The sequence below is a fragment of the Pedobacter sp. Leaf170 genome, from assembly GCF_920984665.1.
Taxonomy (GTDB): domain Bacteria; phylum Bacteroidota; class Bacteroidia; order Sphingobacteriales; family Sphingobacteriaceae; genus Pedobacter.
Genome location: NZ_CAKLBP010000001.1, coordinates 938,932 through 961,272 on the forward strand (window position 1 = coordinate 938,932; position 22,341 = coordinate 961,272).

General features: G+C 41.1%; 16 protein-coding genes and 4 pseudogenes. 8 read left to right on the top strand and 12 right to left on the bottom strand.

Annotated elements, in window-relative coordinates:
* Window positions 1-22: 22 nt before the first annotated feature.
* From LUA90_RS04285 to LUA90_RS04315, 7 genes are all read right to left on the bottom strand, one after another.
* Window positions 23-583, bottom strand: coding sequence for a hypothetical protein (locus tag LUA90_RS04285; protein WP_231490384.1), 561 nt, complete (start codon window positions 581-583; stop codon window positions 23-25).
* 11 nt (window positions 584-594) lie between these two features.
* Window positions 595-2,301 carry a RagB/SusD family nutrient uptake outer membrane protein gene (locus LUA90_RS04290; RefSeq protein ID WP_231490386.1) on the bottom strand — a complete coding sequence of 569 codons (1,707 nt, stop codon included), beginning with the start codon at window positions 2,299-2,301 and terminating at the stop codon, window positions 595-597.
* A 13-nt stretch (window positions 2,302-2,314) separates the two neighbouring features.
* Window positions 2,315-5,173: a SusC/RagA family TonB-linked outer membrane protein gene (locus tag LUA90_RS04295; RefSeq protein WP_231490388.1), complete on the bottom strand. Its 2,859-nt coding sequence runs from the start codon at window positions 5,171-5,173 to the stop codon at window positions 2,315-2,317.
* Between the two features lie 33 nt (window positions 5,174-5,206).
* Window positions 5,207-7,006: a RagB/SusD family nutrient uptake outer membrane protein gene (locus LUA90_RS04300; RefSeq protein ID WP_231490390.1), complete on the bottom strand. Its 1,800-nt coding sequence runs from the start codon at window positions 7,004-7,006 to the stop codon at window positions 5,207-5,209.
* An 18-nt stretch (window positions 7,007-7,024) separates the two neighbouring features.
* On the bottom strand, window positions 7,025-10,303 hold the full coding sequence (locus LUA90_RS04305) for a TonB-dependent receptor (RefSeq protein ID WP_231460663.1): 3,279 nt from the start codon (window positions 10,301-10,303) through the stop codon (window positions 7,025-7,027).
* A 483-nt stretch (window positions 10,304-10,786) separates the two neighbouring features.
* A complete protein-coding gene (locus LUA90_RS04310) occupies window positions 10,787-11,968 on the bottom strand; it encodes a glycosidase (protein ID WP_231460662.1) in 1,182 nt (393 codons plus the stop codon).
* A 21-nt stretch (window positions 11,969-11,989) separates the two neighbouring features.
* On the bottom strand, window positions 11,990-13,816 hold the full coding sequence (locus LUA90_RS04315) for a sodium:solute symporter family protein (protein ID WP_231490392.1): 1,827 nt from the start codon (window positions 13,814-13,816) through the stop codon (window positions 11,990-11,992).
* Window positions 13,817-14,776: 960 nt separating this feature from the next.
* Between LUA90_RS04315 and LUA90_RS04320 the strand changes: the two genes are divergently transcribed.
* Window positions 14,777-15,457 carry a class I SAM-dependent methyltransferase gene (locus tag LUA90_RS04320; RefSeq protein WP_231490394.1) on the top strand — a complete coding sequence of 227 codons (681 nt, stop codon included), beginning with the start codon at window positions 14,777-14,779 and terminating at the stop codon, window positions 15,455-15,457.
* A 22-nt stretch (window positions 15,458-15,479) separates the two neighbouring features.
* Here LUA90_RS04320 and LUA90_RS04325 read toward each other — a convergent pair whose 3' ends face one another.
* On the bottom strand, window positions 15,480-15,704 hold the full coding sequence (locus LUA90_RS04325) for a hypothetical protein (protein ID WP_231490395.1): 225 nt from the start codon (window positions 15,702-15,704) through the stop codon (window positions 15,480-15,482).
* A 497-nt stretch (window positions 15,705-16,201) separates the two neighbouring features.
* Between LUA90_RS04325 and LUA90_RS04330 the strand changes: the two genes are divergently transcribed.
* The 6 genes and pseudogenes from LUA90_RS04330 (at window position 16,202) to LUA90_RS19555 (ending at window position 19,496) form a co-directional block, all read left to right on the top strand.
* Window positions 16,202-17,176, top strand: a complete 975-nt coding sequence (locus LUA90_RS04330) for a type IV toxin-antitoxin system AbiEi family antitoxin (protein ID WP_231460658.1) — start codon at window positions 16,202-16,204, stop codon at window positions 17,174-17,176.
* Window positions 17,169-18,098 (top strand): annotated as a pseudogene (locus LUA90_RS04335) (nucleotidyl transferase AbiEii/AbiGii toxin family protein). Before LUA90_RS04330 ends, LUA90_RS04335 begins: the two are co-directional and overlap by 8 nt.
* A 99-nt stretch (window positions 18,099-18,197) precedes the next feature.
* Window positions 18,198-18,623: a metallophosphoesterase gene (locus LUA90_RS04340; RefSeq protein ID WP_231490396.1), complete on the top strand. Its 426-nt coding sequence runs from the start codon at window positions 18,198-18,200 to the stop codon at window positions 18,621-18,623.
* Between the two features lie 20 nt (window positions 18,624-18,643).
* Window positions 18,644-18,799 carry a hypothetical protein gene (locus LUA90_RS19550; protein ID WP_370635296.1) on the top strand — a complete coding sequence of 52 codons (156 nt, stop codon included), beginning with the start codon at window positions 18,644-18,646 and terminating at the stop codon, window positions 18,797-18,799.
* Window positions 18,800-18,894: 95 nt separating this feature from the next.
* Entirely contained in the window at window positions 18,895-19,269 is a 375-nt protein-coding gene (locus LUA90_RS04345; protein WP_231490397.1) for a DUF1016 N-terminal domain-containing protein, read from the top strand.
* 35 nt (window positions 19,270-19,304) lie between these two features.
* Entirely contained in the window at window positions 19,305-19,496 is a 192-nt protein-coding gene (locus tag LUA90_RS19555; RefSeq protein ID WP_370634370.1) for a PDDEXK nuclease domain-containing protein, read from the top strand.
* A gap of 201 nt (window positions 19,497-19,697) precedes the next feature.
* Here the strand turns inward: LUA90_RS19555 and LUA90_RS19560 are convergent.
* The 4 genes and pseudogenes from LUA90_RS19560 to LUA90_RS19575 all read right to left on the bottom strand — a co-directional run.
* Window positions 19,698-20,450: pseudogene (locus LUA90_RS19560) on the bottom strand (DUF6734 family protein).
* Between the two features lie 45 nt (window positions 20,451-20,495).
* Window positions 20,496-20,609, bottom strand: a pseudogene (locus LUA90_RS19565) (IS3 family transposase); the annotation flags it as partial.
* Window positions 20,610-20,817: 208 nt separating this feature from the next.
* Window positions 20,818-21,141 (bottom strand): IS3 family transposase, encoded by a 324-nt coding sequence (locus LUA90_RS19570; RefSeq protein WP_370635303.1) that lies wholly within the window; start codon window positions 21,139-21,141, stop codon window positions 20,818-20,820.
* 82 nt (window positions 21,142-21,223) lie between these two features.
* Window positions 21,224-21,439, bottom strand: a pseudogene (locus tag LUA90_RS19575) (IS3 family transposase); the annotation flags it as partial.
* 252 nt (window positions 21,440-21,691) lie between these two features.
* Here LUA90_RS19575 and LUA90_RS04360 point away from each other — a divergent pair.
* The gene (locus LUA90_RS04360; RefSeq protein ID WP_231460654.1) at window positions 21,692-22,321 is read left to right on the top strand and encodes an RNA polymerase sigma-70 factor; all 630 of its coding nucleotides are present in this window, start codon (window positions 21,692-21,694) and stop codon (window positions 22,319-22,321) included.
* Window positions 22,322-22,341 lie beyond the last annotated feature (20 nt).

A 22,341-nucleotide genomic window follows, 5' to 3' on the forward strand; every position in this document is an offset into this window, starting at 1 on the left:
AGGGATGTAAGCGATTCTTTTATCAAAGTTTCAACGCATTTACGTCGATAACTACGATAACCTTATTATTCACTGCACTTAAGGAAAATTTACTTGGCGAGGAAATTGCCACCGCAAGCGCTACTTTTTTTCCAGTATAGCCCGATTTAAGCTGCGCGGCATCAATACTCAGCAAAAATGTGCCTGCGCTCTGCCCCTCAGGCACGGAAATACTTCCAGGAAGCCTGTAGAGTCCGTCCGGGAGGAGTACTGTATTAGTTAGCATGTTTGATGCTATCAAAGTGTTGATGGTATCTGCCCTGGTGCTGATATTTACCGAGTAGCCCTCATCAGTGGTCTTTCCACTTCTAGCCACACCGAGAATCACCTTGAGCTGGTTAGTCTTTGTATCCAAAGTATAGTTCCGAGAAGCAGAATCCAGTCCCTTTGGCACCAGGTAATTAAGGTTTGAACTTAAACCCTGGGGCATATAAATTTTAGCATCACCATAATCTAAGTCCTGATCGTTTTTTTCGCAGGATATCAAAAGCGCCACGGCGCACAGCGCAAGCACAATGGCGGAATTATAAAATATTTTTTTCATTGCTTTTAAAATTAATAGCCTGGGTTTTGGGTAATTGATCCGTTTGAGCGCACAACTTCCGCTCGTGGAAATGGCAAGTAATACATCGCCGGAGCCCTGAAGGTCCGTGTAGCAACATCAACAATGGTATAATTGAAGCTGCCATTTGCATTTTTACTTACCTTAACCCCCTTGATAGGCTGATTTAATAATGTGGCGGCATCGTTCCATCGAAGCAAATCCCAGTAGCGGTGATCTTCAAAGGCCAGCTCAATTCTGCGTTCATGTTTGATCGCTGCGCGGAAAGCATCTTTTCCGCCTGTCGAAACTGCTGGCATCGCCACGCCTACCCTTGAACGCACCATATTGAGTGCTGTTCTGGAGGTCATCGCTGCTGGCGCATCAGGTGCTGTGCCATCCGGGCCGTAAGCCTCATTCATCGCCTCGGCGTAATTAAGCAACACCTCAGCGTAACGAATGGCTACCCACTGATGTTGGGCGGTGGCATTGTTCACTAAATCCAGATTTGGCGCCAGGAATTTTTTTAAATAATAGCCTGTGCGAGAAGTATTGGTTTTAGCCATATCATCGCTAGCGCCCGCGGACTGGTCTATCGTACGACCGTTCCAACTGCTGCCGTTTAATACCACCGTTTCTGAAAGTCTTGGGTCGCGGTTCGCGTAAATGTTGGCAGCATCGGCGCTGCCTTTGAGTTCATACTCGGCCACAAGGTTATGCGATGGGGTCACCCCACTCGCGCCACCAGTAGTTGTAATGGGATAATTGGCTCGCTCTAAATCATTGGATGCAGGCCTGCGAATAGCAAGAATGGTTTCGGCGCTGCTGAGTGAATTATTTCCCTGAAAATAATTCCCGTAACCTCCGGTATGAAGCGCGTAACCAAATGCAGGGGTAGTGATAATTTCCCTGGCGGCAGCCGCTGCCCTTGCCCATTTGGCGGGATCATTTGATGGGTTATGTAAAGGACTTGCCGCGTATAAAAGTACACGTGCTTTTATCGCCAGCGCTGAACCTTTAGAGAAACGTCCATCCTGGTCTGAAAAACCGTTAGTTTTCCAGCTCACAACTAAAGAGTCTTTATAGGTGTCGATTTCCGAGACAATATAATCCACCACCTGATCATAGCTGGATTTTGCCACTGCTAAGTCTCCACCAGCCTGCTGCAGCGTTTTGGTAACAATAGGTACCCCGCCATAGCGTTTAATAAGTTCAGAATAATAATAGGCCCTTGCAACATGCGCCTCACCACGGTAAGCACTGATGAAGAGTTTATCGCGGTTGTAGTTCGTCACGTCCGTCAGGGTATCGCGATTCTGGCTGATCATCGCTTTCCAGTTTTTAGAATAATCCAAAAAGAAATTCGCCGCGCGGATGCCTTCATAGCAGGCATAATACTTATTTACCTCTGTCGAAGGGTTAGCCTCACTCAAGGTCGCCTGATTAAAAGGAATTACCCCTTGGGCAAAGGTTAGGGTTTGCTGGGCATCATCGCTGGCAGCGTCAAAAAAGCTATTGTCTAAAGTCGTAAATCCTACAGCAAAACTAATCGGTGCATAAAATGCATTCGCAAAGCCGGTCAGTGAGCTTCTAGTGGTCTGAATGGTTTCAGGTGTTGGAAGTGTATCCATCCTGGTATCCAAAAAATCTTTTTTACAGGCACTGATTAGCAGCAGGCCAGCGAAAAAGAGGGTCAAATATGGTGCTCTGATTTTCATCATTTTATTTTTAGAATTAAAAAGTAACCGACAGTCCGGTATTGAATGATTTAATGCCTGGATAAGCGCCTAGCGTTTCCGGGTCTAATCCGTAGTCTTTTTCCAGCTTGCTCCAGGTTAATGGATTGACAGCATTTACATAGAAGCGAAGGTTAGCAAGCGAAAGCTTTTTAACAAAAGCAGGACTAAAAGTATAACCTAATTCTACGTTACGCAGGCGAAGGAAATCCCTGCTTTTCACCCAAAAGTCACTCGCGCGGTAATTGTTGTTGTTCGCGGCCGTAGTTAAGCGTGGATAATTCGCGCTAGCCCTGGTATCAATGCCCTGGTCCGGGTAATAAGCCCATGCATTTTGTGCAACCGGAAATACATTTCCATTGCCAACGAAGGCTTGAATCTGATTAGGGGCAGCACTTAAAATGTTCACTGATGAACTGCCAATACCCTGAAATAGTGCACTTAAGTCAAAACCTTTATAGCTAAAGTTTGCACCAAAAGAATAGGTCATTTCCGGAAATAGGGATTTGCCCACTGAGGTAATGTCCTTTTCATCAATAATATTATCTCCATTTAAATCCTGGTATTTTAAGTCTCCGGGCTGAACAAGCCCAAAGGCAGGCAGCGCGCCACCTTTTAAAGAACCATTAGCATTAAAATCTTCGAGTTGATAAAACCCCTTTGAAACAAGGCCATAATTCTGGGCTATTGATCGCCCGGTTTGCTGGTTGTATTCATATGGCTGGGGAATTTCAGCAAAATAGTCGATTTTGTTTTTATTGTAAGCCACCTGTCCCCAGATGCCATAACCAAAATCTCCTTTTTTATCTGAGAAGTTGGCAGAAAGTTCAAAGCCTTTATTGGTTACTTTTCCAAGATTGGCAAAGCTATTTATAGTGCCATAAATTCCGGTAATGGTATTGTCCCGGGTAAGGATACCACTACGCTTATCTAAAAATACATCCGCCGACAGGCTTAGTTTTTTAAACAAATTCACTTCTGCCCCAAAGTTGTATTTCAGGCTTTGTTCAGCAAAAATATCGGGATTGGCTAAAATATTCTGATTCAGGCCTGAGTTACCCGTGATGCTGGAGTTTCCGGTGTAAAAAGTTCCACTGTTATTATAGTATTGCTGATAGAGAAAGCGTCCGCTATTCTGAGTTTCTGAATCCATGCTTCCGGTCTTTCCGGCAGATGCGCGTAATTTCAACAGCGTGATGGATTTGCTATCTTTTAAGAATGCCTCGTTGGAAACTATCCAGCTGGCAGAAATCGCGGGATAAAATCCCCACCGGTTACCAGGCGCATAACCATCAGCGCCGAAGTAAGAAAAACCAAGTTCAGCAACATAACGGTTATCGTAGCTATAGTTAGCCCGTCCACTGATATTTTGGTAACGGTAGATATAAGCATCGACGCCGCCATCGGTTTTAAAATCAGACTGATGGTAATTTAGTGCAGATAAAATCTGGTGTTTTCCAAAACTTCTCTCATAACCGATTGTACCCATGAGCTGTTTCCAGTCTTCCTGTCCTCCCGGAATCATGCCCGTTGCCCGGAGCGGAGTGAGTACATTTGTCGGGCCACCGGGCTGACCATTAAAGAAGCGGGGATAATCTGCCGTTTTAGAGTAATTACTCTGCGAATAGCTATTGAAGGAATAGGCCTGGCTTAAATATAAGCCTGGTGTGAGCTCATCCAGACGCTCTTTGAGTGTAAAATTTCCCTGAAGGATGCGTCTGTGGGAAGAAAACCAGCCCAGCGAATTGATAGATGCTACGGGGTTATCGGGAAAAAGCGAAGTACCAGAGTAATTTCCGGTAGCCCCATCCCTTACTGGATAAATATTGGATGGGTAACGCGAGAGGTTTTGCCACAGGTTGGCTCCGCTGTAGTTTGGCGCTTTACGGTCTTCAATTCTAGCGCCAAGATCTACCTTAGCTTCAAATATGTCAAACATTTTAAAGTCCAGGTTTGATCTCAGGTTATAACGTTTGACTGTCGAATTTGAAGTCGCATCTGTTTGCTTGACATTATATAAAGCTTGTTGGTTGGCGTAATCCAGCACAATATTGTACCTGGCATTATCATCCCCCCCGGTAAAACTCAGGTCACCATCAGTATATGGCGCATGGTTTTTTAACACCTCAGCAAACCAATCAACATTGGTTCCAGTGCCGTTTCTGTAGCCTTGTAACTGGGCAGGCGAATAAAGAGGGGACCAGACCCTGCCCCTGTCGTTACTGATGGCCTGATTATACAGGCTAGCATAACCGAAAGCATCAATGGGTTTATTGATATTGATAGCTTTCTGAATGCCGGTCCTTACCTGAAAAGAAATGGTCGGCTTACCAATTTTTCCTCTTTTTGTGGTTACATAAATCACCCCATTAGCCCCGCGCATCCCGAAGGTGGCAAGCGCTGCTGCATCTTTTAAAATCGAGATGCTTTCAATTTCTGCAGCGGAGAGGTAAGCGAGGTAATTGAGATTGGTTTCAAAGCCGTCGACAAATACTTTGTAGGTATTATAGCCACCAGCAGAGCTCGAGGATAGCGATCCTACGCCTCTGATCCCAAGCGCCGCGTTATCATAACCTGGCTCACCTGAGCCAAGGTTGACACTCAAGCCATTCAACCTGCCGTATAAAGTATTGGTTAAATTCATGGTCGGCGTTTTATACAAATCCTCACCGCCCACAGAGGAGACGGCAGCGGTTGAGTTAATTTTTTTGATATTAAGCAGTCTCCCCGGCTCTATGCGCGCGGTATCCCTTGCCGCGCTATCACTTAGGCTCTTATTTTGTGCGGCAACATTCATCGCTAGGCCCAGCAGAAGACAGGCGGAAAGAACAGTGCTTTTTATATATTGGTTAGTCATATTTCCTGTAATTACTTAGTTTGTTTTCAGCATTTAATAACCTGGGTTTTGCACCAGTATGCGTTTATTAATCTCCGAAAGTGGAATGGGTTCTAAATACATCTTTGCGTTCCAATACGGACTCAAAGTATTGTTATTGGTATAGGATAATATATCAGAGGTTATGGCAGGATTGCTTTTGCCAGGCGCGAAAGTAAACCTGAATTCCTCATACTGCCCGCCGATTACCCCACTGGCGATATCAGAACGTTTCCAATGTTTAACATCAAAATACCTGCGGTTTTCTTTGTAAAACTCTATACTCCATTCCCGCTGTATTAAAAGGCGAAGCCTAGACTGCTCGGTTTCGGTAATACTTGGAAGGCCTGCTCTGTTGTGCACAATATTTAAGTTTTGAAGCGCTTTGGCCGTATTGCCCAGTTCGTTATAGGCTTCAGCTAAATTCAGGTAGAATTCAGACATACGGAACAGTGGCCACTCAAACCAGGAACGGGTGCCGGCCTTGTAATAAAATTTGGTGCTCTGTGCATCGCCTTTTCCGGATCCTGAGATATTCACACCTGAATTGATGTTATCATATGACCAGACTGAGTTTCCAGGGTTATTCCAGGCATCAATCCCATGCGCATAATTGTCTGCCTTAAATCTTGGCTCCATCTGCTGCATGCGCGTATTGTAGTCGGTATATGGTCTTGCCGCGTCTCCTACCTTTGGCCAGTCCTGATCAGTACCATCTGCTTTATAATAAATGCGAAGAAAATTTGTGATCATCCCTGCATTATCAGTTAGATATCTTTCGTTGTTAATGTCATTGCCCCCTCTTCCTGAAGATCCTCGGACAGGAATATAGAATTTGAACATTTTAACGTTATTGGCATTATTATCCACTTTATAGGCCAGTAATACTTCTTTATTATTGGGCGTTGAGGTTGCAGTCCCGTAGTCATCAAGTGCGTTAGGATTAGGGGTATTTGCACCGCCTCCGCTATTGATGATGTCGGTAGCATGGCTTTTTCCCCAGGCAATGACCGCTTCGTTGGCGGTTACTGCATCCGTCCACCTTTGCTGGCTTACGTTACCAAAACATATCATATTGTTGTTTGCACCTAAACTTAAATAAGGTGTTGCCGAATTAAATAAGGGTCTTGCAGCATATTGCAATGCTCTGGCTTTTATCGCCAGTGCGGCGCCTTTAGTCAACCTGCCTACGGACTTATCCGGCCAGCTATCTGGAAGCCCGGCGTAAGCGGCATCGCTTAGCTGAATAATGTTATCAAGGGTTGCCTGCAGGGTAGCTCTAGGAACAGCTAAATCATCTGAAGAGATAAAGGTTTTATTCACAATCGGCACACCGCCATAACGGATGAACATGCCCATATAACGGTAGGCGGTTAAGCCAGCCATTTCAGCTTTTACGTAAGCTTTTGTGGCGCCATCCATATCAGGCACTTTATCAATGTTTTCAGAAATAATATAGTTACGCCTGATGGCTACAAAGTTATTCGCAAAGTTATCGGTACTGCGCTCTGAGGTAAGTCCTGCTAAACTATAAGCAGCATAAATATCTGCCCAGCTTTCTCCAGGCATCGCTTCGCCAGAAATGCCAGATAGTGTGCCGTTTCCGATATTGGTGCCACCATTATCAAAAAGACCCTGACAAAGAGAAGTCCTGTAGGCATTGGCGAGCGCCTTGGTAGCCTCAACAGAGGAGGCGAAAACCGTCTCTATAGTTGTGTTCCCTGTAGTTTCAGGTTTTTCTAAAAATTCTTTCTGGCAAGAATAAAGGCCAGTCGCGCCTATTATTGCGGAGATGAAGTAAATTATCTTTTTCATATTTTTTGATAATCAGGTTTAAAAACGAATATTGGCGCCGAAAACGAAAGCCCTGGTTAGCGGGAAAAGGTAAGAAGTTCCGCTATCGGTTTGCTCAGGGTCAATCTCATCAAAATCATTGTCCCAAGTGAAAAGGTTATTGCCATTTGCGTAAATCCTAAGGGAACTGATGCGCGCTTTTTTCATGAATCCGTAAGTATTGAAAGTATAACCGAGTTCTATATTTTTTAACTTCTTGAAAGCTGTAGAGACTAACCAGAAATCAGAATTCTGGTAATTATTTGCCTCACTGGCTGAACCTGCGATGGTAGCTCTTGGAAAAGTTATCTTCTCCCCATTGGCAACCTTCTCAGGGGTCCATCTACCGTCAAACTGCCATTGGAATGCGTTTCCTGCATTTTTCACAAATGGGTGATTCATTCCGTTATTGATATTAAATGAACCTTTGCTTTTGCCAATGAAAAGTACGTTTAAATCAAAGCCCTTATAATTGATGCCGGTCTTCAAGCTAAAATCATACAATGCCCGGTTGGTGTATCCTATAGGCACCCTATCTGATGCATCTATTAGACCATCACCATTAATGTCTTTATAGCGGATATCTCCAAGGGCAGCCTGATTGCCATTATAAGTCAGCACAGGGCGGTTGTTAAGCTCTGCCTGGGTATTGTAAAAACCATCCGAGACAAAGCCTTTGTACTGACCAAAACTATAACCGGAGGTATTCATCCAAGGGTATGGGTTGAGGGCCTCGGCATTGTAAACGATTTTATTTTTTGCATAACTCAGGTAAGCGTTGATGTTATAACCAACCTGTCCCCTGGTTTCTGACCAGCCTAAGCTTACTTCATAACCTTTGTTGTTCATGATGCCCAGGTTTGCTCTTGGTACATTCGCTACTGCGACCCCATAACTTGCCGGGATGGTACCAGGCTGGGTGAAAATATTGGTCCTGTCATTTTTAAACCCTTCAATGATTAACGAGAGTTTATTTTTAAAAAATTTCGCCTCCAGACCTAAGTTTCTTTTGGTTTCTTCTTCCCAGGTTACCGACGGGTTACCAAGTTTACTCTCATTTGTTCCAGTGGTTAGCGTATTTGGGGTTGATCCGTCACCGTTGCCAAAATAATACCCTGGCTGATTGATCACAAAAGTACTGGGAAGATATACATAGCGGTCGCCACCAATTTTATCGTACCCGCTAAGTCCATATGAGCCCCGGAATTTTAAGAAGGTTATCCAGTCGTTTTTAGGAAAGAAGGATTCGTTTGAAGCGACCCATCCCAATGAATATGCAGGAAAAAGGCCAAACCTTTTATCTTCAGCGAACTGTTCGGTGCCGTTATATCCAACGCTGATTTCTGCCAGGTAACGCTCTTTGTAGTTATAGGCCACATTGCCCACAAGTCCCATATTTCCTGACGGGGTGTTAAAGTTATCTATAGGCAGATAATATTTTTGTGCATTTGCAAGCACAAGGGCGGTAACGCTATGGTTACCAAAGCTACGCGCATAGTCAATACCTGCATCCACGTAAAAAGTACGGTTCACGCTATTATGATTGGGATTAGGATTAAACGTACCTGAAGAGGTACGCTCCCCACCAAAAAAATCAAGTATATTTGGATCAATTGGATTGCGGCGAACAGAAAACTCCGGAAGAGTTACCCGGTAAGTGGTTGCTTTTGAGTAATTGTTTTCATAATTCACATTAGCCCTAAGGGATAGACCCTTAGTTAAATAGTCCATCGTGTATTTGGCCCCGATGCGTCCGGTTAATCTTGAATCGTATGTGGTTTCTGTTCCGCTGGCAAGTAAGTTTCTAATGGAATTCTGGTTACCCAGTAAACTTCCAATTTTACGTCCCAGTGGATTCGATGCCGTGCCTGGGTTACCTGCAATACTGTTGATGAGTTTATTGTCTATAATACCCGGCGCCATCATGGCGTTGGTATCATAAAGGTATTGCATAATGATTTTGTAGCGGTCAGTGAGCGAGGTTCCCCCATCGATACCAGGTCCAACGATGGTGCCGAACTGTCCGGATAAGTTAACCGAGATGGCCAGGTTTTTTACAGCGTTGATGTCAAAGTTGGATAAAAAGTTGTAGCGGTCATAGGTTGATTTCGTATTTGCGCCATAGTAATCTGTATTCTGAAGGATGGAGCCTTGCGAAAAATAGCCTAGTGAGGTATAATACTTTACTTTTTCAGTACCGCCAGCAATGTTTAAGTTAAACTGTTGCTGTGGACCCTTACCACCAAACTGATCTTTAAAGAGATCGCGGCTAGAATAATATAGCGCAGGACTGGCGTTCAGCGCATCCCTCTGGGCACTGGTGAGCCCTGGATAATTAGCCACTTCAGCAGGGGTATAGTCGCGGTTGTTGGCAAACTTCCATAGATCGTTGCTATCGAAAAGGTAATCATTGTAAGCAGACACACCATAAGTGCTCTGCTCGGTGCGAATCGCCTCATTGCGCATTAAAGCGAAATCATAGGAGCTTACATTCTTCGGCAAGTTGGCTGCTGTGGTGAATCCGAAATTTGTTGATGCGCTTAAAACAGGCTTACCAAGTTTACCTCTTTTTGTGGTCACGATAATAACACCGTTTGCACCCCTTACGCCATAAACTGCAGTGGAAGATGCATCTTTGAGAATATTAATACTTTCAATTTCATTGGCATCCATTGAGTTTAACCTCGAGTAGGTCTGCTCAGGCGGTTCTGGCACTCCGTCGATAACGATAAGCGGATCTGTTGACCCAGCATAAGTGGATACTCCACGGATATTAATGGCTGCATTATTGCGACCGGGCTCTCCACTTTGTTGCAAACCTGACACGCCTGGAGCATTACCGATAAGCATATTGGATATATTGGATACAGAGGTAGATACCAGTTCTTTTCCGCCAATGGTAGAGACCGAACCCGTTACGGTAATTTTTTTCTGCTGGGCTCCAAATCCTTTTACCACAACTTCATCCAAATCGCCGGTAGTTGATTTTAGTGATACATTGATTGTTGAACTGCTGGCTTCTAGTTCACGTGTTGCGTAACCCACTGCCCTAAAAATCAGGATAGCAGAAGATGAAGATACATTTAGGGAATATTGCCCTTCCCCGTTAGTTGAGGTGCCTTGCTGGGTACCTTTTATCATCACCGAAACGCCAGGCAAGGGTTGGCCACTATCGTCGTTAACTACGCCTTTTATGTTTCTTTGCTGGGCAAAGAGTTGGTAAGTAAAGGCTAGTAAAAAGGTTAGGCACACCGCTGTTGTGTGTAAAAAACTTTTCATAAAGATTATTTTGGTTAGTTGATTTGCAGGGTGCAAATTGTATAAGCAATATTAGTTAAGATATTGCCTGTTAATTAATGGTATTTTAACAAAATGTGGTATAATTTGTATAGATAATATTCGAAGTCAAGCGCTTTCTAGCATTATCTCTTTAGTGGCTTGAATGGATTTTAGCAGCACTGATGGTGAGGTATTTTATTGCGGAATTTGGCAAATGATTTTTTTAGCTGATAAAAAGTCTCAGCCCCATAGACACAATATTAGACTGATAACATCTTTTATCCTACCTATTATTTGAATGGTAATTTGCAAAAAAAGAAAAAAAGAGGACCCATTTTATTAAGGGCCCTCCAACCGCTAAACCAATTATAAAATTCATTTCGGCTAATTCGCTAACAGCCTTTGCAAGTTAACTTTAAGCTGATAGTATTTTAACCTATCTTAATGTTTTAATAACGAACTTCTTATAAATTAAAGCTATTACTAACGTTTTTCAATTAATTCCAATTGTTCATTTTTTTCAACCATTTTACAAATCTGTTGTACTGAGGCGGCGCTGGTAAATCCATCCTGTGGACTATTCATGGTATAATCCAATAAGCTATCAATGCTGGAGGTCGCCACATGCATTCTTGTATCTGAAGATGCGTAATAAATAAAAACCTTTCCGTCATCATCTGCTATCCAGCCGTTGCAAAAAACAACATTTGACACATCACCCACCCGCTCCTCGCCCTCGGGTGCGAGAAAATAACCTGCAGGCTTGTGAGTGACTTTGGTAAGATCATTTGCATCGCTTAAAAATAAATACAAAACATAACGAAGACCGGCGGCAGTATTACGCACTCCATGCGCCATCTGCAACCAGCCCTTTTCGGTTTTTATCGGAGCTGGACCAAGACCATTTTTAGCCTCGTAAATTGTATGATATATTCTCTTATCGATGACAGTTTCCACATCTACCGTTGCATGCTCAATATCATCTGCAAGCCCAAATGCAATACCTCCGCCTTTACCTGCCTCAATGAAACTGTCCTGTGGACGGGTATAGAATGCATATTTACCATCCACAAATTCCGGATGCAAAACTACATTTCGCTGCTGGGCGGAGTGGGTTTTGAAATCCGCTAATCTATCCCAATGAATGAGGTCCTTGGTACGAACGATCCCACATTGCGCAACAGCAGAAGACTGATCCGATTCAGGCGCCGACGCATCGCGGCTTTCGGTACAAAACACACCGTAAATCCATCCATCTTCGTGTTGAACAAGGCGCATATCATATAGATTCGTTTCCCCTTCGAGGTGTGGAATGATAGCTGGTTTATCCCAAAATCTGAAGTTATCGATTCCGTTATCACTTTCGGCGATAGCAAAAAAAGATTTCCTATCGCTGCCTTCCACTCTTGCCATCAGCACGTATTTACCTTCAAATTTGATGGCCGCCGAGTTGAATACCGCGTTGATGCCGATCCGTTCCAATAAAAGCGGGTTACTGCTCTCATCCAAATCATACTTCCATTTATAAGGCGCGTGGCTAGCGGTAAGCACTGGATTTAGGTAACGCTGAAAAATACCATTAGTGTAGTCTATTGCTTCGTTTTTTTGACGGATGAGCGATTCATATTGCGCTACTATTTTTTCCAGTCTGCTGTTAAAATTCATTTTATGTTAAAGTCTAAAAATCTAATTTTCTAATTTATTCCACCAGGTGCGTTTTAATATCGCCGCAATTATGACAATAAGAACAATGGTGATGATTAATGGCGTTTTCATCCAAAGGATAAAATACATCGGAAGGACAGTCAGGCAGAGCTGAGCTACTATGCCTAAACCTACATTGAACATGTCAAGCTTGAAGCGCTTGTTACCTTTAAAATCAGGGCTTTCCATTAAAACCAATTCATGAACCGGTTTCCAAAACCCCCAAGGCCTAACATTGCGGTAGAAGCTTTTTAGAACCTGCTCATCCGTTGGAGGAGCGCTATAGGTGCCCGCCAGAGCGCCGACGATGGAGATGATAAATAGAACTGGAAAATAATAAAGAAATTCAATACCACTAAAGAAGTGCGAAAAGATCAAGGCACCAGCGATACCTGAAAGCATCCCCCAGAAAAAGCCGTTTGCATTAAATCTCCACCAATACCATTTTAACACGTTCGCTGCGATATAGCCGCCATATAGCCCTGATACTATCCATTGCAAAATGCTGTTGACGTCTTTGGCAAAAAAACCCAAAAAAACACCAACCACAACCACCACTAGTCCAGTTAAATAATTCATCGTCATGATTTGCTTAGTAGAAGCTTCAGGCTTTACGTATTTTAGGTAAATGTCGTTTACGATATAAGCTTGAGCGGCATTTAAAGTTCCTGAGAAAGTCCCCATAAAGGCACCCATAAGACCGGTAAGTACAATACCCAACACGCCTACTGGCAAAAATGAATTTATGGCTGCTGGCAGTATGCGCTCAAAATCAGTTCCTGTTGGTGAACTTAAATCCAGTTGTTTGTAATATAAAAGTGCTAGCACTGTAAGCCCAATAACCATAGTGTATCGGACAGGAAGAAGTATTATAGAAACAAAACCTGTCATTTTCGAGGCGTCTTTGGGAGAGCTGGTTGAAAGTACTTTTTGCATATCATAATTTGGTGCGGGCCCGGCCAAACTTGCAAAGACACCTTTAAATAGCATCATCATAAAAAATAATCCAAATAAACCGTAACCGTCATCGGCAATCTTTTTATTGGCATCAGCCACAATATTTGACCAATCCAGCTCAAGTTTCCATCCAAAAAAAGGATTCGCCCAACCCTTCGGGGTCTGAATGGACTGGCTTTGCAGGTGAGTAAAGGCTATATAACCAATGGCAATACAGCCTATGGTCATGATGATGTATTTGATCACATCTCCCAATACAATACTATGCATTCCCCCGAGTATGGAATAAAAAGTTGCAAATAAGGTGAACAAAATACCATAAAAGTGGGGGACATATTGTGCGCTGACATTAAAGGGTATATAGGGCTCCACGATGTTCCACGGTATGAAAATTTCGACAAATTTACCAAGACCAATGAAGCCGTATGCTAAAAATCCCAGACAACCGATTAGAGCGAAAACAACTGTGACGTTATGGGATGCCTTAACACCGCGGCCCTTTAAGCCAAAACGTGTGGCTAACCATTCCGCACCAGTATCAGCATTTGATCGTCTTAACCATTTTGCAAGAAACATCATGTTGAAAACCTGATTGAAAACAGGCCATAGCCACGGAATCCAGATGCTCTTGAGTCCATAAACAAAGCAAAGCGAAACCATCCACATGGTTCCGCTGATATCGAACATGTCTGAAGCATCACTTAAACCGAGCATATACCAAGGCAATTTTTTGCCGCCCATCAGGTAGCTTTCTTTATTTAAACGGGCTTTATTGCGGTAATACCAACCAATGAAGACCATCATCACTAAATAAAAGACCAAGATTAGAATATCGAGTAGGTGCAGCTTCATCTTAGTCGTTTAGCGCTTGTTTGGTTAACGTAATAAGGGTTGAAACTGGAAATTGGAAGTTGTAATGGTCCTGAATCAAAACTGGAGTATTTCTCATATAATGTTTGGTTAGTGCATCACGAATTTAAGATTCGCTGCTGCATTTTATATTTCAAAAGTAGCCTTGAAAAGAATGAAATGTTAATACTATTTTATCCAATGTTTGTATTTTAAAAGCATGCGTTAGCTTTCCGGGTGAGGGAATAAGGGAGTACCAGATACACAAGGCCATATCATTAAGATTTATTTGAGGTTGCAATTTCCAAAGAGTGATTAAAATGTTGGTAGAGATTTTGAATATCATCGATAGTATTTTATCAAAAAATAATTGGCTGGGTTAAGCTGAGGAGAGTTTGTTATCAGCTGCTATCCTAACTTTATTAAATCTACTTTGTGAAATAGGGAGCCGGAAAGGCGATTTGGTGGTTCTGCAGATGAAGCTGGCATAAAAAACAATTGCGCCTAGGTTGAACTTAAGAAACCATATTATCCACTGTGTCAAAAAAATCATGAGCCCTAAGACGGGGGCAGGTGATTTTGTTGAAGCACTTGGTAAGATCCAAAGAAATAATTGCCCTATATAAATTTACCAATTCTGTTAATACGCTAAAAACTGATCTAGTTAACGTAAATTCATTCCAAAGACTATTAATTTTCCAAAAGCCAATGTGGAGTTCCGCAGTATCGTATCGTGTGGCGACAGAAATTCTATGCTTACTCCGATAATTTATTTAAAGATATCTCTCAGCATTTCTCAGCCCAACCCCTTATAGAATGAGGATGATGAGTTGAACATTCTTTGAAAAGGATAGTAATCTTCTTCTTATAAGGCTTTTAAAAATTAGTCTTCCCATGGATTAAAACAACAACCACCGAAACTTTTGATGGCTGCTTTTCGTTTCTAGTATAAGCCACATCGTTATGAAAATATCTCAGCTTATACTTCTCTTTTGCTTTTTCATCTCATTCCATACTGCATTTGCCCAGGATGAAGCATCCTACACTTTTAAAAACCCATCTACCAATGGTACTGGCAAGGTTTATCTGGGTAGAGAAATTGCCCACGTAATGAGCTTCGAAGGTGTAGATTGGCTGGAACGCAATAGCCGAACGCAGGAAGAAAACACCATTCTGGCCATAGCTTCCCTGCCGATAAAAATTAATAGTGTAGTGGCCGATATCGGTGCGGGCTCAGGATTCTATACTTTCCGAGTTGCCCAGCGCAACCCAAAGGGCAAAGTTTATGCGGTGGAGATTCAAAATGACGCCATTGCCTATCTTAAGAAAAAAGCTCTTGAGGATAAATTAGCGAATGTTGAAGTAATCAAGGGTACAGAAATATCTCCCAACTTACCACCTAACTCGATTGACTTGGCTTTTATGGTGGATGTTTACCACGAGTTAGCGCACCCTGTAGCCTATCTGGCTGCTTTAAGGAAGGCACTTAAACCAGGGGGCAGGCTGTTACTACTTGAGTACAAGGAGGAGGATCCGACAGTAGCCATCAAAGCTGAACTGCATAAACCAATTAATTTGACCCCTTTCTGCCAATTGTCCAAAATACAGAAAAGCAAAACTTTACAGCAAATTTATTTCCGTTAAGACGGGATCAATGTGCTCTGGTTTATCCAGTCTGGCTCTCTTCAGTGAAAAGATCATTTAAATCAGATTCACAAAGTTCGTAAAGCTCCTCATAGGTGATCCCAAGTTCGGTAAACCGTTTGATGTACCCATCAACAGTCTTACGGTTAATTTTCAAAAGGAGAGCTACCTTCCGGTTGCTGAATTTCTTTAGCTTTAATGCAATCAAAGTGCGAAGTTCCATGATATCAATCCGTTGTCCTGCCATGTATCTGCTTTTTTATCTCAGATACAAGACTATAATAAATCATGGAAAGTTGCCCATTGACCTCCGTTTTAGAAGTCCGGAATAAATAATTTTGGCCCAATTACCTCCGTTTTATAGAAAGCTAATAACGGAAGGCTGGCCCAATGACCAGCGAAATAAAGCCTTTTTTTTGGCCCAGTGATGAATGAAATGGGTGGCCCGCTATGCAGCGAAATGAGTGGCCCAGTGACTTGCGTTATAGACATCTTGTTAATCTAATTGTTTGCTATTTCAATCATTTCTTTTGTATTTGATTGAAGTAGCAATCAGATTAAGGCAATTTGAAAATAGGGTATTGAGATTTCGCTTGTTGAAGGACAAGTGATTAAATTCTGATCCTATATGAACCGATACGGTCCGATTATGATCCGATTACAATAATCTGTAATAAGATCAGGATCCAATCCCTTAATGACAAGTTATAGCATGACGATACACCACCAAAATGCTTCTTAGGTATGATCTCTGTTTTTGAAGTAAATGTTGTAAAGACGAATGTCTCTCTGGCTGACCAGTTTATTTACATGTTTCGTATTTTTCGGCGTTCATCGCCGAAAAATAGCGCTTTGATAAATCAAATTGTTTATATATATTTGAGTTATCGGCGTTCATCGCCGAAAACCTTTAAGATTGTAAATATGCCAATAGATTCCAAAAGACGTAAAAATGTATTCCGCTTGGTGCCGGAAGGGGTACTGGTTAGCAGGAAATGGTTGCTGGATCACGAGTTGTCTAATCATGCAATCGACAATCTACTTAAAAGTAACCAGCTAACAACAGTTAAGAATGGTATATATAAGCGCGAAGGATCAATAGTAGATTGGGGAGATGTCGTGTACTTTTTACAAAGAGCTCAGAAAACAGACCTAACTATTGGTGGAATAACAGCTCTAGAACTTCAAAAGTTATCTCACTACCTTGCTTTATCAAAAAAAAGAACAGTGCATTTATATGGAAAAGAAGCTCTGCCCGGCTGGCTAAACAGAGCAACAGATAGTGCCAATTTTATAAAACACAGCCTAACTGATTTATTAGGGCAGCCGGTTACCCAGACATTACAGGGGCAACTGTACAATTTTACCAAGACATTAAGCTGGAAGGACAGTAAAGAAGGGTTAAGGCTGTCTACGCCTGAACGAGCCATCTTGGAGGTACTAAACGATGTTCCTGCGAAAATATCCTTTGAACATGCTGATGAATTGATGCAAGGTTTGACAACGCTATCTCCGCGTGCTTTACAGCAATTGTTAGAAATATTCAATAATGTTAAAGTCAGGCGTTTATTTTTCTATTTCGCTGAAAAACAAAACCATCCTTGGTTAGCCAAGTTGAACAAGGCAGGATTAAGTTTCGGATCCGGAAATCGTGTGGTGGCCAAAGGTGGGCATCTAAATAAAAAATATCAAATTACGGTACCAGCAAGCTATGAGTAAGAAAGAAGAGTACATCGAACAGGTAAGGTTGTTAATCCGCTTGTTGCCGATCATTGATAAGGAAGATTGTTTTGCATTGAAAGGTGGTACAGCGATTAATCTTTTCTACAGACCATTTCCCCGACTATCGGTTGACATTGATCTCCTTTACCTTCCCATGGATGATCGGGAAACAGCTTGGAAAAACATATTGGTAGCTCTTGATCGAATTACTACGAATATCAAAGCAACGATATCAGGAGTACTGGTATAGAATACCACGCATCAACAGCAAAATTCTTTGCGACTCATTGTCAGCCTTGATGATGTTAAGGTAAAAATAGAGCTTTCTCCGGTAATCAGAGGTACAGTCTTTGCTCCTCAACGGATGGAGGTTCATGAACTGGTTGAAAAGGAATTTGGTTATGCCGAAATTATGGTCGCCTCTCATCCAGATTTATATGCTGGTAAACTTTGTGCCGCTTTGGATCGCCAACATCCTAGAGATCTATTTGATGTCCTGCTATTATATCAAAACGAGGGCCTTACAGACAATCTGCGTAAAACTTTCCTGCTTTTTTTAGTAAGCCATTTTCGGCCGATGTCTGAGCTCCTCAACCCGAATAGGAAGGACATTTCTGAAATCTATGAAAGTGAGTTCGTTCAAATGTCAGACGTAGATATTTCATTAGAGGAATTAATTGACATTAGAGAACGATTAATAAATGATATTAATTCCAGCATGACAAAAAAAGAACGAAACTTCCTATTATCTATAAAAAATATGACCCCTGATTTCTCATTATTAGAGCTGGAAGATCCGGATCTGATTGCAAATCTCCCGTCGGTCAAATGGAAGTTGATCAATTTGGCTAAAATGCCCGTTGATAAGCATGCAAAAGCTTATGAAGCTTTAAGACTTGTGTTATATCCTGGTACATAGAACTAAAAATTAAAGTCAGATTTATAAATCAAATCGGAAGCTAAATGTTATGATAAATATAGAAATACCCCCATTTGCATAGTTTTATCAATTAAAGAAATGAAAATAAAGATAATTAGCGACCTACATCAAGAATTTGGAATCTCAGATTTGGATTTTAGCAATGCAGATCTCATTATCTTGGCTGGAGATACAAACCTGGGGACAAAAGGAATAGAATGGGTAAAGCGAAACATCCCTGATAAACCGGTAATATATTTATTGGGTAATCACGAATATTACAAGGGATCATACCCGAAGACACTCAACAAAATACTTGAAGCATCCAAAAACTCAAATGTAAATGTCCTTGAAAATAATATGGTTGAGTTTGAGGGCATAAGGTTCCACGGTGCAACTATGTGGACGGATTTTTCCTTATATGGAAATCCTGTGGAGTCTGGCATTATTTGTCAAGCCAAAATGAACGATTATGTGCAGATACGCAGAGAGGCAATTATAAAAAGTATTCAGATATTGATTTAGTAATACTTGGGATTTCTAACTTGATGGATTTGCAAAAAATCGAAAATCAACTTTCCGAATTAAATTTGCCATATATTATTGATTTATCTAATTATAATACCATCAAAAATCCAGATTTGTTAGATCATATTAAAAGAATCGGAATCGTAGTATACGATAAAGATCCATTACATTGATTTCATTATATTATGAATAATATAACAAAGGAATACGAAGATTGGCCCAATGACCAGCGAAATAAAGCCTTTTTTTTGGCCCAGTGACGAATGAAATGGGTGGCCCGCTATGCAGTGAAATGAGTGGCCCAGTGATTTGCGTTATAGACAACTGGGGAGATAAGATTCTTGAACAAGTCTCAAACGATTTAAAACATGAATTTCCTAACATGAAAGGACTATCCAGAACAAATCTTGCTTATGCAAAGCAATTCTTTAAATTGTATGAGTCTTCAATTGTCCAACAAGCTGTTGGACAATTACAAATATCTAGTGATCTGAATAATAAAATAACACAACACACAGTAATGCAAATTCCATGGGGTCACAATATATTAATATTTAGCAAAGCAAATGATGTAAACGAGGCATATTTTTATATACAAGAAACAATTGAAAATGGCTGGAGCAGAGATGTGCTCGCTCTTTAGATAAAATTAAATAATTAAATAGGCAAGGAAAGGCTATCACTAACTTTAAGAATACACTTCCTGATCCTTTATCTGAACTTGCTCAGCAAACGTTAAAAGATCCATATGTATTCGACTTTCTTACCTTAACTAAGCCATATCAAGAAAGAGATATAGAACGACAATTGATTTCTCATATTACAAAATTCTTGCTGGAGCTAGGAAAAGGATTTGCTTTTATTGGCTAAAATTGAGATCATCTGTCGCTGTTGATACCATATATTCCGGACGAAATCAACAAGTGGTTTACAGTTTATATAATGGCCGACAGGTAAAAACCGGCGATACCATTTTGTTTACTCAGAATTATAACAAAAAAATGATTGCAGTTGTTGCCTCTAAGAATGGTATGATAAGCTATCCTAAAACAATAGGTAATAAAAGAGATGTTAAGGCAAATGATATGTTATATACCATTTCTTCAATAGAGCCATTTCATCACAAACTTTCGGTTCCTTTTTCTTTAATCCGATAAGACGCAGGTATTCTAGCTTATCCTTGCAAAGGTAAAAGTCAGCAAACTCTTTAGTCTGATAGCCATTATCATTATAGCTCTTTTCAAAATAACAAGACACATCTAAACCCCGCTGGTCACATAATGAGGAAAATAATATTTGCTCAAAGATGACATTGAAACTTGCAGTTGTTTTATTTTCACTTGATATATTCTTTAATGCGAACGTTGCTGCGAGGTCCACATATTCTTTTAAAAACATCAGGTAATTGCCTCCGAAGATACCCGCATTGACTGAAGGAATAGAATTAAGATTTTGTATGTTCTTCACACAAGTTGGCAGATGAGTAAGATGCCTAAACTCGGAAGCACACATATCTGAATAGTAAGCGGTTCCTAATTCTTTATTTTGCACAATCAGATCGGAATTCTCCTAAGCCCCACTAAACTTTTCCCAAATAAATACATCCCCGTCAATATGAATAAAAGGTTTTTCCTGCAGTCCGTATGTAAGTAATTTAGGCAATGCTCAATACTTATCAGTTAAGTAATCTAAATCATCAAAACATACCTTAATTTCAGTATAAGGTAAATTCAGTATTTCTCCAAAAATCTTGGCAGCGTTCGAATCCGTGTAAATCAACAATTCTTGGTAATGTTCTCTTATCTTGTCCATAAACCAATTCATTTGACCCCCTTTCGTCAATTCTGTAAAATACAGATAAGCAAAACTTTACATAAAATTTATTTCTGGTGGAACGGGGTCAATCAATTCTGGTCTATCCAGCTTAGTTCTAAAAGTTGTTTGATATACCATTTCAGTTTTCATTGTTTTAAAGAAACTCTCTGCAACTGCGTTATCCTACCAATTTCCTTTTTTGCTCATACTCTGGATTAGTGATAACCCCAACAACTGTTTCTTAGACTCTGAATAAGCATACTGAACGCCCTGATCAGAGTGGAATATTAGTGTATCTCCGATTCTCCTGTTTGCTTTTGCCGTCTAGAATCCGCTAATAGTTGTGTTTTTGATTAGTGACCACCCAATTACCTTTCTATCCGCAAGGTCGATAACCGTTGTCAGGTAAACCCATCCAGCACCTGTGAGTATGTAAGTAAGGTCCGAGACCCATTTTTCTCCTAGCCCTGTAGCCGAAAAACCTCTGTTGAGAACATTTGTTGCCACAGGATGCACATGATTTGAGTCTGTTGTTTTTACCCATTTCTTTGGGTATAACACTGTGGATACCAGCTTTCCTCATTATCCTGGCTACCCGCGGCCTGGATGCTTGGATACCCTTTTCAGCGAGCTTGGCCGCAATCCTTGGAATCCCGCAAACTTTTTTGCTATCGCTATGTATCTCACCGATCTCTTTGATTTAACCAATAATAGAAACCACTGCTAGCTTACCCGACATACCCTACACATCATTTCAACTGGAAATATTATTCGGTGCTCCCTTATAAATCCGAATATCTCCGGTCTCCCTTGGAAAAGATGCCGACCGCCTTTTTTAAGATGTCACGCTCCAGTTGAGCATCTTTTAGCTCTTTCTGTAGTTTTTTAATCAGCTTTTGATCATCGGTTAATTCTGCTACTCCTTGCCCGCACTCTGATTCCTGTTGTCTCCATTTACTCAAAAGAGCATAGTCGATACCTAGCTCATCAGCTACCCCTTTTACAGATCCCTTAGTTTAAGAAAGCTCTACTGCCATCTTTTTAAAGGATTCGTCAAACACCCGTTTGCTCATATAATTAAAAGTTTCTTTCCAAATCTGACGACTAAATCCCTATAGTCAAATGTAGCAACTCCAAAATTTTATCAAATAATGAAGGGATAATTTATTTTTCAACGGAATAAGTATATCTTGAAGTATAAGTGTCCTCTATATTTAAAAAGCACAGTAACTACAATAGATTGCCGGTAAATGTCAGAGAACGAAGGAAAGATTTTATCATTATTTAAAGCCGTTCAACAGGGGGATAAAGCTGCCTTCGATGAATTATTCCTGCTTTACCATCAGAAACTAATTTCGCTGGCCAGACACTATGTGACTAGTCAGGAGGATGCTGAAGAGATTACTTCTGAAATGTTTGTGAAATTATGGTTGAAGCGTGGTAATCTCTCTAAAGTTTCCAATCCCGAAGTATATCTCTTCATTTTGATAAAGAACGCCAGTTTAAATGTTGTCAGGTCCGAAAAAAGGAGAAAATTGATTTTCAGCTCATCCACAGCTGAAGAAATTGCTTTATACCAAGCAGTATCAAATCCTTCTGACCGGGAACTATTTTTATTGCTAAATAATGCTGTGGCAGCACTCCCCCAGCAGCGGAAGATAATCTTCAAGTTGATTAAGGAGGAAGGGCTAAAAAGCAAAGTAGTCGCAGAAATTATGGATATCTCCGTACGCACAGTAGAAAACCAGCTCTACAAAGCGGTAAAATCCCTAGCTGATACCCTTAGCGGGTATTTAGGATACCATCCTCAAGCAAAAAAAAACGGGACAAAAGTAATTCTGTATTCATGTCTTTACTTTTTTTATAGTATGAGTAAGTAGTATGGGTATAGGACGTGTCT